Source organism: Streptomyces sp. JLBJ103 (assembly GCF_058215575.1).
Window position 1 is genome coordinate 2,793,188 of sequence record NZ_CM177089.1, and the last position, 14,709, is coordinate 2,807,896.

Consider the following 14,709-nt stretch of genomic DNA (forward strand, 5'->3'; position numbering starts at 1 on the left):
AGCGGGGATGTGATGACAGGGACGTGGCCCCTGACGGGGCCGGTCCACCAGTCTACGGGGCCGCTCCCGATCACCCACCCGGGCTGATAATCAGTCGAACACGCTGCCAAGGTCCTGCGAAGGGCGTGTCCAAGGGCGGATTACCGCCCTCCGTCGACCTACGTTGGTCGGGTGGAGCACTACAGCACACGGACGCCCCGCCGGGCGGCGGCCCCGCCGCCGCGCCCGGCCGCGGACGACACGTACACGGGCCGAGGCGGCAGAGGGCCGGGCAGGGGCGGCGCGGACCGGGCGTCACGCCCGGCGCGGGCGCCGGCACGGCGGAACGGACCGCTCGGCGCCGCCGCCACCGCGCTGTCCGGTCTGCGCGGCCGCGGCCTGAGCTGGCCGGACCCCCGGCTCACCGGGCTCGGCACCGGGCTGCTGACCACGCTGGCCATGCTGGGCTTCGGCTGTCTGGACGCGTTACTTTTCGCCGGCTCACCCACTGTGTACAGCTGGTTCTTCCTGTTCGCCTGCGCGGCCTGCGCCCTGTGGGTACGGCCGGCCGATCTGCTGGCGGGACCGATCACGGTGCCGCTCGCCTTCACGGCCGGGCTGCTGCCGATCAACGACGGCGGTGAGGGGTTCGCGGGACAGGCGGTCGGCGTGTTCACCCTGCTCGCGCTGCACGCGGGCTGGCTCTACTCCGGAACGCTGCTCACCGTGCTGATCGTCCTGGTGCGCCGGGCGACCCTGGTCAGCCGGCGTCACCGGCAGCGGACGACGCAGCCATCGCGGCCCCCACGATCCCCGCGTTGTTCTGGAGCCTCGCAGGCACGATCTCGGCCCTGATGTCCTCGATCAGCGGCAGGAACTTGTGGGCCTTGCGGCTCACCCCGCCGCCGATCACGAACAGCTCGGGCGAGAACAGCATCTCCAGATGGGCCAGGTACTTCTGCACCCGGTCCGCCCAGTGCTCCCAGCTGAGGTCGTGGTCCTCCTTGGCCTTGGTCGAGGCGCGCTTCTCCGCCTCGTGGCCGTGCAGCTCCAGATGGCCCAGCTCGGTGTTGGGCACCAGGGTGCCGCCGGTGAAGACCGCGCTGCCGATGCCGGTGCCCAGGGTGAGCAGGACGACCGTGCCCTGACGGCCCTGGCCCGCGCCGAAGGTCATCTCCGCGACCCCGGCGGCGTCCGCGTCATTGAGCACGGTCACCGGGCAGCCCAGCCGCCCGCGGAGCACCGTGGCCAGATCGGTGCCGATCCAGCTCTTGTCGACATTGGCGGCGGTACGGGTCGTGCCGTCCGTCACCACCCCGGGGAAGGTCACCCCGACCGGCCGCCCGGACCAGCCGAAGTGCTGGACGACCTCGACCAGTCCCTCCACGACCGCCTCGGGGGTGGCCGGATGCGGGGTGAGCACCTTGTGGCGCTCCTCGGCCAGATCGCCCCGGTCCAGGTCCACCGGCGCGCCCTTGATACCGGACCCGCCGATGTCCACTCCGAACACCGGAGCTGTGGAGCCGCCTGCGGCGGTCACCGCTCCGCGCCGCCGTTCGCGGCGCCCTCGGCGGAGGCGGCGGCCGCCTCGGCCCGCAGATCGCGGCGCAGTTCCTTGGGGAGCGAGAACGTCAGGCTCTCCTCCATGGGCTGGACGACCTCGACATCACCGAAGCCGCGCTCGGCCAGCCACTCCAGGACGCCCTCCACGAGCACGTCCGGCACCGAGGCGCCCGAGGTCACGCCGACCGTGGACACGCCCTCGAGCCAGGCCTCGTCGATCTCATCGGCGAAGTCGACCAGATGACCGGCCTTGGCACCGGCGCCGAGAGCGACCTCGACCAGCCTTACCGAGTTGGAGGAGTTCTTGGAGCCGACGACAATGACGAGGTCGGACTCGGCGGCGACCTGCTTCACCGCGGTCTGGCGGTTCTGGGTGGCGTAGCAGATGTCGTCGCTGGGCGGGCTGATCAGCTGCGGGAAACGCCCCTTGAGCGCGTCCACCGTCTCCATGGTCTCGTCCACCGACAGGGTGGTCTGGGAGAGCCAGACGACCTTGGACTCGTCGCGGACCTCGACGTTCTTCACATCGTCCGGGCCGTCGACCAGTGTGATGTGGTCGGGTGCCTCACCACTGGTCCCGATGACCTCCTCATGGCCCTCGTGACCGATCAGGAGGATGTCGTAGTCCTCCTTGGCGAACCGGACGGCCTCCTTGTGGACCTTGGTCACCAGGGGGCAGGTGGCGTCGATGGTGGCCAACTGGCGCTGCTTGGCCTCCTCGTGGACGACCGGCGCGACACCGTGGGCCGAGAAGATCACGATCGACCCCTGGGGCACCTCCTCCGTCTCGTCGACGAAGATCGCGCCCTTCTTCTCCAGGGTCTGGACGACGTATTTGTTGTGGACGATCTCTTTGCGCACATAGATCGGCGCGCCGTACTGCTCCAGGGCCTTCTCGACGGCGATCACGGCACGGTCGACACCGGCGCAGTAGCCACGCGGGGCGGCGAGCAGGACCCGGCGGGCGGAGGTTGCAGTCATGACCCCCATGGTAGGGGCGCCGACCCGGCGATCCTGTCGGCGGTGGCCGATACGCTCGCGGTCATGGCTGTCAACACGTCCGCGGAGGAGCCGATCCCGGTCGGCGAGGTGTCCCGGCTGATCGGGGGATGGATCGACCGGCTGGGGGCGGTGTGGGTGGAGGGGCAGATCACCCAGCTGTCCCGGCGCCCCGGGGCGGGGGTGGTGTTTCTGACACTGCGCGACCCCAGTTACGACATCTCGCTGACCGTCACCTGTTTCCGCGCCGTATTCGACCGGATCGCGGACACCGTCTCCGAGGGCGCGCGCGTGGTGGTGCACGCCAAGCCGGAGTGGTACGCCCCGCGCGGTCAGCTGTCGCTGCGGGCCACCGAGATCCGCCCGGTGGGGGTCGGGGAGCTGCTGGCGCGTCTGGAGCAGCTGAAGAAGGCACTGACGGCCGAGGGGCTGTTCGCCGCCGACCGCAAGAAGCGGCTGCCGTTCCTGCCCCAGCTGATAGGGCTGGTGTGCGGACGGGCCTCGGCCGCCGAGCGGGATGTGCTGGAGAACGCCCGGCTGCGCTGGCCCGCCGTCCGCTTCGAGGTGCGCAATGTGGCGGTGCAGGGGGTGCACGCGGTGCCGCAGGTGATCGAGGCGGTCCAGGAGCTGGACGCGCTGCCCGCGGTGGATGTGATCGTGGTGGCGCGCGGCGGCGGCAGTGTGGAGGACCTGCTGCCGTTCTCGGACGAGCAGCTGGTGCGGGCGGTGGCCGCGTGCCGTACGCCGGTGGTCTCCGCGATCGGCCATGAGCCGGACTCCCCGCTGCTGGACCTGGTGGCCGATCTGCGGGCGTCCACCCCCACCGACGCGGCGAAGAAGATCGTCCCGGATGTGGGCGAGGAGCTGCTGCGGATCCAGCAGCTGCGCGAGCGCGCGCTGCGCAGTGTCCATGGGCTGCTGGACCGGGAGGAGCGGGGGCTCGCGGCGGCGCTCGCCCGCCCGTGTTTCCAGCAGCCCCGGCGGATGGTGGACGAGCGCGAGGAGCAGATCGCCGCGGTGCTGGAGCGCGGCCGCCGTTGTCTGGGCCATCTGCTGGACCGGGCCGAATCCGAGCTGGCGCACACCCATGCCCGGGTGGTGGCCCTCTCCCCCGCCGCCACGCTGCGCCGCGGCTATGCGGTGCTCCAGCACGCCGACGGTTCGGTGGTGCGGTCGGCGGACGAGGTGGGGCGGGAGGAGGAGCTGAGGGCCCGGGTGGCCGAGGGCGAGTTCACGGTCCGCGCGGTCGGCGGGTCCGCCGTCGAGGGCGACTGAGCGGACGGCCCCTGCGGTGTCGGTTCCTGTGCATAGGGTGTGCGGCATGGCGAAGACGGACGAGAAGGTGACCGACACCTCGGCGCTCGGCTACGAGCAGGCGCGGGACGAGCTGGTCGAGGTCGTGCGCCGGCTGGAGGCGGGCGGCACCAGCCTGGAGGAGTCGCTCGCGCTGTGGGAGCGCGGCGAGGAGCTGGCGAAGGTGTGCCGCCGCTGGCTGGAGGGGGCGCGGGCGCGGCTGGACGCGGCGCTGGCGGAGTCGGCGGCGGAGGGCGCCGGGGAGCGGGATGCCGGGGGGCGTACGGGGGTCGGCGGGTCCGCCGTCGAGGGCGACTGAGCGCGGCGGCCCGCGCTGTGATGCGGAGCACCTTCCCCACGATTTAGTTGAAAGTTAACATAAAGCCGATACGGTGGGTGGTGACATCACGTTCCCCACTTGTGATCCGAAGGTTGTGCCATGACTCTCGCCCTCGACCCCGCCGCCCAGGACCTGCTCTTCCGTGAGGCGCACACCGCCAACACCTTCACCGATGAGCCAGTGTCCGAGGAGCAGGTGCGGGCGATCTACGACCTGGTCAAGTACGCCCCGACCGCCTTCAACCAGTCACCGCTGCGGGTGGTTCTGGTGCGCTCCGCCGAGGCCCGGGAGCGTCTGGTGCCGCATATGGCCGAGGGCAACCGCCCCAAGACGGCTGCCGCCCCGCTGGTCGCGATCCTCGCCGCGGACAATGAGTTCCACGAGGAACTGCCCACCCTCCTCCCGCACTTCCCGCAGGCCAAGGATGTCTTCTTCGCCGAGCGCGGCACCCGTGAGCAGGCTGCGGGGCTCAATGCCGCGCTCCAGGCGGGCTACTTCATCCTGGGCATCCGCGCCGCCGGTCTGGCCGCCGGCCCGATGACCGGCTTCGACGCCGCCGGGGTGCAGAAGGAGTTCCTGGACGACGACCACACCCCGCTGATCGTCGTCAACATCGGCAAGCCGGGCGAGGACGCCTTCCGCCCGCGCAGCCCGCGTCTGGACTACGACGAGGTCATCACCAGCGTCTGACCCTGCCCTCCGGGCCGTCCGCCCGGCGTGGCACTCCGGCCGTCGTGCTCAGCCCTTCCGGGCCTCGAGCGCGGCGGCCATCTTCGTCAGATGGGCATGGGACGCGGTCCCGGTGACCACCGTGGTCACCCCCCGCTCCCGGCACACCAGGGCGTCGTACTTGTCACCCTCGTAGCGGACCCACTCCTTGCCGTCGATCCGCTGGGTGTCCTTGGTCTCCCGGGCCTGCTGGGTGACGTTGTCGATGAACGTCGCGGCCTTGGCGTCGCTCTGCTCGATCGCCACATACTCCCGCTTCTCGTCCAGGAAGCCCAGGTGCCAGGCTCCGCCGCCGCCCGCCGCCGGGGTGTAGGTGACCGAGGTCGCGCGCCAGCCCTTGGGCAGACTGCCGGACTTCGGGGCGGCCACCGGGTACGGCGCGGCGCGGCGGGTCGTCTGAAGCTCCACCCGGTAGTCGACCGTCCTGACACCCCCGTCCTTGCCACTGTCGTCGCGCGGGATCTGGATATAGATGCCCGCCGCGACGGCGCCGATCGCCGCCATGGACAGCAGCATGTCCCGGACCGTCTCTTTGCCTCGCATACCTGCCACGTCCCCCATCGTCCCCCATCCCGCCGCCATACCCGGCAACAGGGTCGCGCTCATGCGTGGGGTCCTCTGCTCACACTCGCACTCAGCGGATAAAGTCATGAGCACCCTCTCCCTTCTCGCCCGCCTTCGGCGGCGAGGAGGGGCCCACCGGCCGTCGCCGTACAGAAAGGTGCGCTCCGATGACCGAGCACCATCTGCCGTCCCAGCTCGAGGTCAGCCCCGAGGCTCCCGACCGCAACCTCGCCCTGGAGCTCGTCCGGGTCACCGAGGCGGGTGCCATGGCCTCCGGCCGCTGGGTGGGCCGCGGCGACAAGAACGGCGCCGACGGTGCGGCCGTCAAGGCCATGCGTTCGCTGGTGCACACCGTCTCCATGAACGGTGTCGTGGTCATCGGCGAGGGCGAGAAGGACGAGGCGCCGATGCTCTACAACGGGGAGCGGGTCGGCGACGGCACCGGCCCCGAGTGCGATGTGGCCGTGGACCCGGTGGACGGCACCACCCTCACCGCCAAGGGCATGGCCAACGCGGTCTCGGTGCTCGCGGTCGCCGAGCGCGGCACGATGTTCGACCCGTCGGCCGTGTTCTACATGGACAAGCTGGTCACCGGCCCGGAGGCGGCCGAGTTCGTCGACATCACCGCGCCGCCCGGGGTGAACATCCGGCGGATCGCCAAGGCCAAGAAGTCCAGCCCCGAGGACGTCACCGTGGTGGTGCTGGACCGCCCCCGTCACGAGGGCATCGTCAAGGAGATCCGCGAGGCGGGCGCCCGGATCAAGTTCATCTCCGACGGCGACGTGGCCGGAGCGATCATGGCGGTGCGCGAGGGCACCGGCGTGGATCTGCTGCTGGGCGTGGGCGGTACCCCGGAGGGCATCATCGCGGCCTGTGCGATCAAGTGCCTCGGCGGCACCATCCAGGCCAAGCTGTGGCCCAAGGACGACGACGAGAAGCAGCGCGCCCTCGACGCCGGTCATGACCTCGACCGGGTGCTCCAGACCGACGACCTGGTCAAGGGCGACAACGTGTTCTTCGTCGCCACCGGTATCACCGACGGCGATCTGCTGCGCGGGGTGCGGTACCGCGCGGAGACCGCGACCACCCAGTCGCTGGTGATGCGGTCCAAGTCCGGGACCATCCGGCAGATCGACTCCACTCACCGGCTGTCCAAGCTGCGCGCGTACGCCTCGGTGGACTTCGAGCGCGCCCGCTGAGCCCTCCGCGGGAAGGGCCGCGAGGTGCCGCCGTGCGTCCGCGGCCGCGTCGTGGCCGGTCGCGCCCACGCGGCGGAGCCGCACATCGACACAGCCCCGCGCCCCTTCGGCGCGCGACCGAACCGCACCGGACGTCAGCGAGGCCGCTGAGAAGCGCCACGCCCCGGCGCCGGCGCACACGGCGCGTCCGCCCGCGCTCCCGCAACCCGCGCTCCGCGCAAGGGCCGGGCCCCGCCTTCCTGGCGGGGCCCGGCCCTGTGCGATCTGAAGCGCTCAGCCCGCGGCGGCCACCCTCACGGCGCGCTGGAGCTCGGCCTCCCGGCGACGGCGGCGGGCCAGCACCACTCGGCGCTCGGCCGCGGTCAGCCCGCCCCACACGCCGTACGGCTCGGGCTGCAACAGCGCGTGCTCGCGGCACTCGACCATGACCGGGCAGCGCGCGCAGACCCGCTTGGCGGCCTCTTCCCGCGACAGCCGCGCAGCCGTGGGCTCCTTGGAAGGAGCGAAGAACAGCCCGGCCTCGTCCCGGCGGCACACCGCCTCCGAGTGCCAGGGGCCGGCCTGATCCCGAGCGGGGGTGCGCTGCGGGGGCACGGCGGCGTCCAGCAGGGGCTGATGCGGTTGCAGCACGGTCTACTCCTGACGACGGCTCCGGTGGTCACCCTTGCCCGCCTCGCGGCGTACGGCCCCGTGTGCACCCCCATCAGCCGTACGAGAGACGATGCACCAAGCCTTACCCGCTGTGCGCGCGCTTATGCACACCGTTGTTCCGACCGCAAATTCCCTGCGTCCGCCCGGACTTCGCCGGGCTCACGACCGCAGGTTCTTCAGTCGCTTACCCCGCTTGGGCCGGGCTTCCACCCCTCCGAAGACAGCGAATCCGCCGACATGGACCACCGGCGCCTGGGGATCCGGCGCCTCGCAGGGGGTCACATCGAAGCCGCCGAAGATCCCGGCACCCGAGCCGTGCAGGGTGACGTTCTCCGGAACCTTGATCTCCACCCCGCCGAAGAGCGCCCAGACACGGATGACGACCTCCTGCTGCTCGAAGATCGCCTCGGTCAGATCGATCTCGGCCCCGCCGAAGACCGCCAGCGCGTTGGTCCGGCGGCGGACCCGCCAGCGCCCCTTGCGCGCCGCCCCGCCGAAGATCGCCACCAGGTTCTCCGCCGCGGGGGCGGTACGGGCCCAGGACGGGTCCTCCCCGCCCCGGGCCGACTCCGGTCCGGCGCCGCGGCCCGGCGTCACGGGCAGATCGCGGACCAGGGGCTCCAGTTCGCCGAGGGTTTTGGCGCGGTAGACCGCGTCAATCCGCTCCGCGTGCTCCTCGGGGTCGAGCCGCCCCTCGGCGAGGGCGTCCCGCAGGATGTCCGCGATCCGGTCACGATCCGCGTCGGAGGCGCGCAGCGGCGCCTGCGCGGACGCGGCGGGCGCCACGGTCCCGGACGCGGAAACGGAAGACGCGGGAACGGAAGACGCGGGAACGGAAGGGGACTTGGTCAAGGGCACCGGCTGCTGCTCATCCACGCGGCCAGCGTACCCAGTCGCGATAGATCGCGACCAGGGGTCGCGACACTTCCCTCCCCGAGGTGACTGAGCCCTACCTCACAGGGACCCCGCTCACCGCCCCGTTCTACGCTGGTGGGCGCTGCCGTCGATGCCAGCACTGTCTGCCGAGTGAGGAATGGCCGGAATGCCTGAGTTTGCCTACACGGATCTGCTGCCCCTGGGCGAGGACAGCACGCCGTACCGCCTGGTGACCTCGGAGGGTGTGAGCACCTTCGAGGCCGACGGGCGCACCTTCCTGAAGGTCGAGCCCGAGGCGCTGCGCACACTCGCGGCCGAGGCGATGCACGACATTTCGCACTATCTGCGCCCGGCCCACCTCGCCCAGCTGCGCCGGATCCTCGACGACCCCGAGGCCAGCGCCAACGACCGGTTCGTCGCACTGGACCTGCTGAAGAACGCGAACATCGCGGCGGCCGGTGTGCTGCCCATGTGCCAGGACACCGGCACCGCCATCGTCATGGGTAAGCGCGGGCAGCACGTGCTGACGGAAGGGCGCGACGAAGAGGCCCTCTCGCGCGGCGTCTTCGACGCCTACACCAAGCTCAATCTGCGCTACTCCCAGATGGCCCCGCTGACCATGTGGGAGGAGAAGAACACCGGCTCCAACCTGCCCGCGCAGATCGAGCTGTACGCGACCGACGGCGGCGCCTACAAGTTCCTCTTCATGGCCAAGGGCGGCGGCTCGGCCAACAAGTCCTTCCTCTACCAGGAGACGAAGGCGGTGCTGAACGAGGCATCGATGATGAAGTTCCTGGAGGAGAAGATCCGCTCGCTGGGCACCGCCGCCTGCCCGCCGTACCACCTGGCCATCGTGGTCGGCGGCACCAGCGCGGAGTACGCGCTCAAGACCGCCAAGTACGCCTCGGCGCACTACCTCGACGAGCTGCCCGCTTCAGGCTCCCCGACCGGCCACGGCTTCCGCGACAAGGAGCTGGAGGAGAAGGTCTTCGAGCTGACCCAGAAGATCGGGATCGGCGCGCAGTTCGGCGGCAAGTATTTCTGCCACGACGTCCGGGTCGTACGGCTGCCCCGGCACGGCGCGTCCTGCCCGGTGGCCATCGCCGTCTCCTGCTCCGCCGACCGTCAGGCGCTCGCGAAGATCACCCCCGAGGGCGTCTTCCTGGAGCAGTTGGAGACCGACCCGGCGCGCTTCCTCCCGGACACCACGGACGAGGAGCTGACCAAGGGCGCGGGCCCGGACCTGGACGCGGTCGCCATCGACCTCGACCGGCCCATGGACGAGGTCCTGGCCGAGCTGACCAGGCACCCGGTCAAGACCCGGCTCTCGCTGACCGGCACGCTGGTCGTCGCCCGTGACATCGCCCACGCGAAGATCAAGGAGCGACTGGACGCGGGCGAGGAGATGCCGGAGTACCTGAAGAACCACCCGGTCTACTACGCGGGCCCGGCCAAGACCCCCGAGGGGTACGCCTCCGGTTCGTTCGGCCCGACCACGGCGGGCCGGATGGACGCCTACGTCGAGCAGTTCCAGGCGGCCGGCGGCTCGAAGGTCATGCTCGCCAAGGGCAACCGCTCGAAGCAGGTCACCGACGCCTGCGCCGCGCACGGCGGCTTCTACCTGGGCTCCATCGGCGGCCCGGCGGCCCGGCTGGCCCAGGACTGCATCAAGAAGGTCGAGGTCCTGGAGTACGAGGAGCTGGGCATGGAGGCGGTCTGGAAGATCGAGGTCGAGGACTTCCCGGCGTTCATCGTGGTGGACGACAAGGGCAACGACTTCTTCACGGACCCGGGTCCGGCACAGCCCTTCGTCTCGAGCATCCCGGTGCGCCCGGGGGCCTGACGGGCCGACGGATCCGGGGGGGCCGGGACGGCGATGCCGTCCCGGCCCCCGGCCGTTCCCGCTCGTGTTGCCCCTCTGGGCCCGTACGCCGGGTCAGCCCCGCAGCACCGCCTCGAAGGCTCCCGGCCGCTGGGCGATTCCACTGCACCGGTTCTCCGGGGTGGCTCCGGGGCTCTCCCCTGGAGCCGCGGCGCGGTCGGAGCCGGGTTGGGCCGTGGCACCGTCCTCGCCCGGTTCCTCGCCCGGCTCCCCGTCAGAGGCGTTGTCGCACGGCCGGTCGCGTTCGGCGGACCACATCGACAGCCGCCCGATCCCCTTCTCCGCGGCGAACCGCGCCAGCCCGGCCGCGTCCTCCAGCGTGAACACCTCACCGGAGACATTGTTGAGCCCGATCATCGGCGTCACACCGAGGGTCTTCCAGGCGGCGTCGTCGGACAGCCCCAGCACCCCACGCACCCGGGCCTGGGCGACGGTGGCGGCCCGGATCGCGTAGTCGCCCATGTCGCCGGTGAGCTCATCGCCGTAGTTCATCGCCATGATGTTCACCGCCGAGAGGGCGACGTCCTCGTCCTTGGCCGCCTCCAGTTGGGCGGTGCTGTCCGCCGTCAGCCCGTCGGGCATGGCGGGCAGCGTGAAGGAGACGTCCAGGCCCTCATGGGTGCGCTGGAGCAGGGCGATGGCCTGGGCGCGGCGCACGGCCGCCTCGGTGTCGGCGAGGCTGTCGCCCTCGACGTCGAAGTCGGCCTTGGTCAGCCGGTAGCGCTCGATCACCTGAGTGTAGGCCGCGGCGAGTTCGGAGACATCGGTGCACGCGGTGCTCAGCTCGGTGCCGTCGGCGCCGCCGAAGGAGACCCGGACATCGCCGCCCGCCCGGCGCACGGCCTCGATCCGGGCGTCCAGCGCCTGATCGTCGAGGGTGGTGCCACCGTCCCACACCGGGGCGCAGCCGTCGCCCGCGACGACGAAGCCGAGGGTGAACTCCTTGACACCGCGCGCCGCCGCGGCGGCCATGTCGTAGCCCGACTCGGACCAGGCGCTGACGTACGGAACGAAGTCGGCGGGGGGCGGCGGCGCCGGTTGCGGGCTCCGCGCGGACGGCGGGGCCATGCGCGCCCGCGGTTCCGGCGACGGCTCGTGCTGTCCGGCCCAAACGGCGATGCCGGCGCAGACCACGGCGGCGGCCACGGCGATTCCGCTCATGCGGGGGCTGGCCCTCATGGCTCTCGCTCCTCTTCGGTGTCCGGTTCGGGGATGTGGGGGCATCGGGGGCTCCGCCTCCCGTGCCACGCTCCACCGCCAACCTCGCATATCCGAGAAATGGAACGAACTATGACACACCGCATGTTTGACTGATATGTCTCAAGTCATATTTTCTCGACTAGCCTCTCGTTCATGGATCCTCAGTCAGATGTGATCGAGCGAGCGTCTTCGCGCCCCCTCCATCCCGAAGTGGGCGGGAAGGGGCCCGTGTTCGTCGATCTCTCCGGGCGACGCGGCCGTCTGGTGCGGCACGCGGGGGTGGTCGCGGGGGCCGCCTGCCTCAGCTACTCGGTGATCCTGGCGGTGGGCTTCACGGGTGGTACCGCCTTCGCCCCCGAGACCCTGATCCCGGGACACCCGAGCGCCACCGAGGCGTTCGGCCGGAAGCCGGAGGGCGGTCCGGAGCGGTACCGCCCGGAGCACCGGCGGCCGCCGCACCAGGACGTGACGCACCGGGACGTGACGCACCCCGGTCCCCGTCCGCACGAGGACCGCGCGGACACCGGCCTCCACGCCCCGCGGGACGCACGCGCGGTGGCTCTCGGCGAGCCGGTCACGCTCGACGACCCCGCCCCGGAGCGGCGGCACCCGGGACCCGCCGAACCCGGCGCCCGGGTACGCCCCGAGCCCCGGGGCCAGGCCCGGGAGCAGCACCGGGACCAGGCCCGGGAGCACACCCCGGCGCACCACGGGGCCGGCGGCACGAAGCGCGCCGCGCACCGCAAGCACGCACCCACCCACCCCGCCGGACGGAAGCCGGGCCACCGCGCCGAGCACCCCCGGCACGCCAAGCACGCCAAGCCCACGCAGCGCGGAAAGCCCGCCCAGCACCGCAAGTCCGGCAAGCCCGCGAAGCCGGGCGCGGGCGGGGCGCACACCCCGGCCCGCAAGCCCCCCGCCCGTAAGCCCCCGGCCCGTAAGCCCCCGGCCCGTAAGCCCCCGGCCGCCGATCCGCCCGCCGCCGGGGCCGGACTCCCCGGGAACCCCGGGCCGAAGACCCCGCTGAACCCCCTGGGTCCGCTGAACCCGGCCGGGCCCGCCCCCGGGGCCAACGGTCCCGGCGTCCCGCAGAACGGGGACGCACCGTCATGACCTCCGGCAGACAGCCGAGACTCCCCCGGCCGCGCCGCCGCAGACTTCCCTCGCCCCGCCCGGCCGCCGCGCCCCGCCCCGTGTCCCGGACCACCGGGCCGGGGCGCGGTGACGGTGGCCGGTTCCGCGGCCGGGGCCCGTTCCGCCGCGGGGCCGCCAGGACCAGCACCCGGATGGTGCTGGCGCCGGCGACACTGCTCGCGGTGGTCTGCGGACTGCTGCTGGACGGCTATCTGCACGCCGAGGTCGGCAATGACGCCCGTGTCCACCGCTCGCACCCCTCACACAGCGTCCCCGACCGGCTGCGCCACGGCGGACCGGTGCTCACCTTCGACCGGGACGGCCGGGCGACCGAGCACTCCGTCCCCTCCCGGACCGTGGCGCTCACCTTCGACGACGGCCCGGATCCGCGCTGGACCCCCGAGATCCTCGCGGTGCTGCGCAAGCACGACGTCCCCGGAACCTTCTTCGTCGTGGGACAGATGGTGGTCCGTCATCCCGGACTGGTGCGCCGGATGCGGCAGTCGGGCCATGAGATCGGGGTGCACACCTTCTCCCATGTCGATCTGTCGTACCAGGACACCGGGCGGATCGACCGCGAACTGGCCCAGTCCCAGCTGGCCTTGGCAGGCGCGGCGTCCGTCACCAGCTCGCTCTTCCGGGCGCCGTACGCCTCCGAGGTCCGCGCGCTGGACGACCGCACCTGGCCGGTCCAGCGGCACGTCGGGGCCAAGGGCTACCTCAGCGCGTTCGTGGACGCCGACAGCGAGGACTGGCAGCGGCCCCCGGTCAAGGAGATCGTCCAGAACGCCACCCCCGACGGACGGAAGGGCGCGTCCGTGCTCTTCCACGACGCGGGCGGCAACCGCTCCCGCACGGTGAAGGCGCTGGATCAGTACATCGGCCGGATGAAGAAGAAGGGCTACTCCTTCACCACCGTCACCGGCGCGCTCGGCGCCCGGAGCGCCAACCACCCGGCCGGAGCCGCCCGGGTCTGGCAGGGCCGGGCGCTGATCTGGGCCGCGGCGCTCACCCAGGCCGCCCTGCCGTGTCTGGCCGGGCTGCTGGGCCTGGTCGGTGCCGCCGTGATCGGGCGGCTGCTGCTGATGGTGGGCTTCGCCTGGTGGCACCACCGCAGCCGGGCCCGGCGGCGCTACCGGTTGGTACAGCAGGTGGACGACCCGGTGAGCGTGATCGTGCCCGCGTACAACGAGAAGGAGTGCATCGCCAACACCCTGACCTCGCTGGCCGCCAGCACCCATCGGATCGAGATCCTGGTGGTGGACGACGGCTCCACCGACGGCACCGCCGACATCGTGGAGGCCATGGCGCTGCCCAACGTCCGGGTGCTGCGCCAGCCGAACGCGGGCAAGCCCGCCGCCCTCAACCACGGCATCGCCCACGCCCGCCACGATCTGATCGTGATGATGGACGGTGACACGGTCTTCGAACCGGCCACCGTCCGCGAGTTGGTCCGCCCCTTCGCCGACGTCCGCGTCGGCGCGGTCGCGGGCAACGCCAAGGTCGGCAACCGCGACCGGCTGATCGGCGCCTGGCAGCACATCGAGTACGTCATGGGGTTCAACCTGGACCGGCGGATGTACGACCTGCTGCGCTGTATGCCGACCATCCCCGGCGCGATCGGCGCCTTCCGCCGCCGGGCGGTGCTGGAGGCCGGGGGCATGAGCGCGGACACCCTGGCCGAGGACACCGACATCACCATCGCGCTGCACCGGGCCGGCTGGCGGGTGGTCTACCAGGAGCACGCCCGCGCCTGGACGGAGGCGCCCGGCGCCCTCGGCCAGCTGTGGAAGCAGCGCTACCGCTGGAGTTACGGCACCATGCAGGCGCTCTGGAAGCACCGCCGCTCGATCGTGGACCGGGGCCCGTCGGGACGGTTCGGCCGGGTGGGGATGCCGCTGGTGGTGCTCTTCCAGATCGTCACCCCGCTGTGCGCGCCGCTGATCGACCTGTTCACCGTGTACGGCGCGGTCTTCCTGGACCCGGTGCGCTCCCTGCTGGCCTGGGGGGCGCTGATGCTGGTGCAACTGCTGGGCGCGGCGTACGCGTTCCGGCTGGACCGGGAGCGCTACCGGGCGCTGCTGGTGCTGCCGCTCCAGCAGATCGCCTACCGCCAGCTGATGTATCTGGTGCTGCTGCACTCCTGTGTCACGGCCGCGACCGGCGCGCTGCTGCCGTGGCAGAAGCTCAAGCGCACCGGTGAGGTGGACTCCCAGCGGGCCCGGGAGTCCGTACGGTGACCGGCCTCACCCGCCCGCCCCGGCCGTCACCGGGAACACGCCGGGACGCGTACGCGCTGA

14 protein-coding genes are annotated in these 14,709 nt (G+C 71.9%); 8 read left to right on the forward strand and 6 right to left on the reverse strand.

All coding sequences use genetic code 11. From position 1 onward, the window contains the following. Positions 1 to 171 precede the first annotated feature (171 nt). Positions 172 to 834: a DUF6542 domain-containing protein gene (locus AC4BEG_RS11920; RefSeq protein ID WP_490705860.1), complete on the forward strand. Its 663-nt coding sequence runs from the start codon at positions 172 to 174 to the stop codon at positions 832 to 834. On the opposite strand, the gene ppgK is transcribed toward AC4BEG_RS11920, so the two are convergent. Both ppgK and AC4BEG_RS11930 read right to left on the reverse strand, forming a co-directional pair. Continuing rightward, complete coding sequence (gene ppgK / locus AC4BEG_RS11925) at positions 740 to 1,519, reverse strand: polyphosphate--glucose phosphotransferase (protein WP_490705861.1); 780 nt, start codon at positions 1,517 to 1,519, stop codon at positions 740 to 742. The genes AC4BEG_RS11920 and ppgK overlap by 95 nt on opposite strands. Continuing rightward, the gene (locus AC4BEG_RS11930) at positions 1,516 to 2,532 is read right to left on the reverse strand and encodes a 4-hydroxy-3-methylbut-2-enyl diphosphate reductase (protein WP_490705862.1); all 1,017 of its coding nucleotides are present in this window, start codon (positions 2,530 to 2,532) and stop codon (positions 1,516 to 1,518) included. Before AC4BEG_RS11930 ends, ppgK begins: the two co-directional genes overlap by 4 nt. Before the next feature lie 54 nt (positions 2,533 to 2,586). Here AC4BEG_RS11930 and xseA point away from each other — a divergent pair, with 54 nt between their 5' ends. The 3 genes from xseA (at position 2,587) to AC4BEG_RS11945 (ending at position 4,864) form a co-directional block, all read left to right on the forward strand. Next, positions 2,587 to 3,816, forward strand: a complete 1,230-nt coding sequence (gene xseA / locus AC4BEG_RS11935) for an exodeoxyribonuclease VII large subunit (protein WP_490705863.1) — start codon at positions 2,587 to 2,589, stop codon at positions 3,814 to 3,816. A 46-nt stretch (positions 3,817 to 3,862) separates the two neighbouring features. After that, positions 3,863 to 4,153: an exodeoxyribonuclease VII small subunit gene (locus tag AC4BEG_RS11940; protein ID WP_490705864.1), complete on the forward strand. Its 291-nt coding sequence runs from the start codon at positions 3,863 to 3,865 to the stop codon at positions 4,151 to 4,153. Positions 4,154 to 4,273: 120 nt separating this feature from the next. Then, positions 4,274 to 4,864 (forward strand): malonic semialdehyde reductase, encoded by a 591-nt coding sequence (locus tag AC4BEG_RS11945; protein WP_490705865.1) that lies wholly within the window; start codon positions 4,274 to 4,276, stop codon positions 4,862 to 4,864. 48 nt (positions 4,865 to 4,912) lie between these two features. Here AC4BEG_RS11945 and AC4BEG_RS11950 read toward each other — a convergent pair whose 3' ends face one another. Beyond that, the gene (locus tag AC4BEG_RS11950; protein ID WP_490707064.1) at positions 4,913 to 5,446 is read right to left on the reverse strand and encodes a DUF4245 domain-containing protein; all 534 of its coding nucleotides are present in this window, start codon (positions 5,444 to 5,446) and stop codon (positions 4,913 to 4,915) included. 188 nt (positions 5,447 to 5,634) lie between these two features. Between AC4BEG_RS11950 and glpX the strand changes: the two genes are divergently transcribed. Next, positions 5,635 to 6,666: a class II fructose-bisphosphatase gene (gene glpX, locus AC4BEG_RS11955; protein ID WP_490705866.1), complete on the forward strand. Its 1,032-nt coding sequence runs from the start codon at positions 5,635 to 5,637 to the stop codon at positions 6,664 to 6,666. A gap of 273 nt (positions 6,667 to 6,939) precedes the next feature. On the opposite strand, the gene AC4BEG_RS11960 is transcribed toward glpX, so the two are convergent. Next, positions 6,940 to 7,296 (reverse strand): WhiB family transcriptional regulator, encoded by a 357-nt coding sequence (locus tag AC4BEG_RS11960; RefSeq protein WP_009715345.1) that lies wholly within the window; start codon positions 7,294 to 7,296, stop codon positions 6,940 to 6,942. Positions 7,297 to 7,476: 180 nt separating this feature from the next. Next, positions 7,477 to 8,193 carry a DUF1707 SHOCT-like domain-containing protein gene (locus tag AC4BEG_RS11965; protein WP_490705867.1) on the reverse strand — a complete coding sequence of 239 codons (717 nt, stop codon included), beginning with the start codon at positions 8,191 to 8,193 and terminating at the stop codon, positions 7,477 to 7,479. Positions 8,194 to 8,359: 166 nt separating this feature from the next. Here AC4BEG_RS11965 and AC4BEG_RS11970 point away from each other — a divergent pair, with 166 nt between their 5' ends. Beyond that, positions 8,360 to 10,036 carry a fumarate hydratase gene (locus AC4BEG_RS11970; protein WP_490705868.1) on the forward strand — a complete coding sequence of 559 codons (1,677 nt, stop codon included), beginning with the start codon at positions 8,360 to 8,362 and terminating at the stop codon, positions 10,034 to 10,036. A 93-nt stretch (positions 10,037 to 10,129) separates the two neighbouring features. Here the strand turns inward: AC4BEG_RS11970 and AC4BEG_RS11975 are convergent, their stop codons facing one another. Next, positions 10,130 to 11,254: a chitinase gene (locus AC4BEG_RS11975; protein ID WP_490705869.1), complete on the reverse strand. Its 1,125-nt coding sequence runs from the start codon at positions 11,252 to 11,254 to the stop codon at positions 10,130 to 10,132. 174 nt (positions 11,255 to 11,428) lie between these two features. Here AC4BEG_RS11975 and AC4BEG_RS11980 point away from each other — a divergent pair, with 174 nt between their 5' ends. Further along, on the forward strand, positions 11,429 to 12,388 hold the full coding sequence (locus tag AC4BEG_RS11980; protein ID WP_490705870.1) for a hypothetical protein: 960 nt from the start codon (positions 11,429 to 11,431) through the stop codon (positions 12,386 to 12,388). Then, complete coding sequence (locus AC4BEG_RS11985; RefSeq protein WP_490705871.1) at positions 12,385 to 14,649, forward strand: bifunctional polysaccharide deacetylase/glycosyltransferase family 2 protein; 2,265 nt, start codon at positions 12,385 to 12,387, stop codon at positions 14,647 to 14,649. Before AC4BEG_RS11980 ends, AC4BEG_RS11985 begins: the two co-directional genes overlap by 4 nt. The last annotated feature ends 60 nt before the right edge of the window (positions 14,650 to 14,709 follow it).